Raw genomic sequence first — 1,536 nt, forward strand, 5'->3', positions numbered from 1 at the left:
CAGTACAAATAAAGTGAAAAAAATATATATTATGACAAATATTATTATAGGTTCTTTATTTTTTATTGTGATTTTTATTTTTTGTATAATAAAAATTAATTTATTTCAGATAAAGTCCGTATAATTGTGTAAAAGTAAAAAGGCCATATAACAGTCCTTTTACGGTACAATGTTTTTAACGACAAAAACATACCCAGGAGGACTTTTACATGACCCAAGTACATTTTACACTGAAAAGCGAAGAGATTCAAAGCATTATTGAATATTCTGTAAAGGATGACGTTTCTAAAATTATTTTAACAACGGTATTTAATCAACTAATGGAAAATCAACGAACAGAATATATTCAAGCAAAAGAATATGAACGAACAGAAAACCGACAAAGTCAACGAAATGGCTATTATGAGCGCAGCTTTACGACACGTGTAGGCACGCTAGAATTAAAAGTACCCAGAACACGTGATGGCCATTTTTCACCCACAGTGTTTGAACGTTATCAACGAAACGAAAAAGCCCTCATGGCTTCAATGTTGGAAATGTATGTATCAGGCGTTTCAACTCGTAAAGTATCAAAAATTGTGGAAGAACTTTGTGGTAAATCCGTCTCTAAGTCCTTCGTTTCTAGCTTAACAGAACAGCTAGAACCTATGGTTAACGAGTGGCAGAATCGTTTATTATCAGAAAAAAATTATCCTTACTTAATGACCGATGTACTCTATATAAAAGTACGAGAAGAAAATCGAGTACTCTCAAAAAGCTGTCATATAGCGATTGGAATAACCAAAGATGGCGACCGTGAAATTATCGGCTTCATGATTCAAAGTGGCGAAAGCGAAGAGACCTGGACAACATTTTTTGAATACCTAAAAGAACGCGGTTTACAAGGTACGGAACTCGTTATTTCTGATGCGCACAAAGGATTAGTCTCTGCCATTAGAAAATCCTTCACCAACGTAAGTTGGCAAAGATGCCAAGTTCACTTCCTAAGAAATATCTTTACCACCATTCCTAAAAAAAATTCAAAATCTTTCAGAGAAGCTGTTAAAGGAATTTTTAAGTTCACAGATATTAACTTAGCGCGTGAGGCTAAAAATCGATTGATTCATGATTATATCGATCAACCAAAATATTCAAAAGCTTGCGCATCATTGGATGATGGATTCGAAGACGCCTTTCAATATACCGTACAAGGAAATTCCCACAATCGACTAAAGAGTACCAATCTAATTGAACGACTGAATCAAGAAGTACGCAGAAGAGAAAAGATTATTCGCATCTTCCCCAATCAAACATCAGCCAATCGCTTAATTGGAGCCGTTCTTATGGACCTACATGATGAATGGATTTATTCTTCAAGAAAATACATCAATTTTGATAAGTAGAAATGGTAAAAACATTGTATAGCATTTTACACAGGAGTCTGGACTTGACTTTTCAATTCAGCATTTAAAATAAATTATATGATAAAATAAAAATAATGACATAAAAACGAAGTTATAATAGATATTGAAGTTTAAAAGTATGACAATTCATACT

1 protein-coding gene is annotated in these 1,536 nt (G+C 33.3%); it reads left to right on the forward strand.

Annotation, left to right across the window (positions count from 1 at the left end):
- Window positions 1-209: 209 nt before the first annotated feature.
- Window positions 210-1,382, forward strand: a complete 1,173-nt coding sequence (locus tag KA926_RS13485; protein ID WP_032495400.1) for an IS256-like element IS256 family transposase — start codon at window positions 210-212, stop codon at window positions 1,380-1,382.
- Window positions 1,383-1,536 lie beyond the last annotated feature (154 nt).

Origin of the sequence: Staphylococcus sp. GDY8P94P (assembly GCF_017892255.1) — a bacterium.
Classification (GTDB): domain Bacteria; phylum Bacillota; class Bacilli; order Staphylococcales; family Staphylococcaceae; genus Staphylococcus; species Staphylococcus cohnii.

Bases quoted from the DNA above. Each gene is read 5' to 3' on its own strand.
- KA926_RS13485 (WP_032495400.1), top strand. From the start codon at position 210: ATGACCCAAGTACATTTTACACTGAAAAGCGAAGAGATTCAAAGCATT.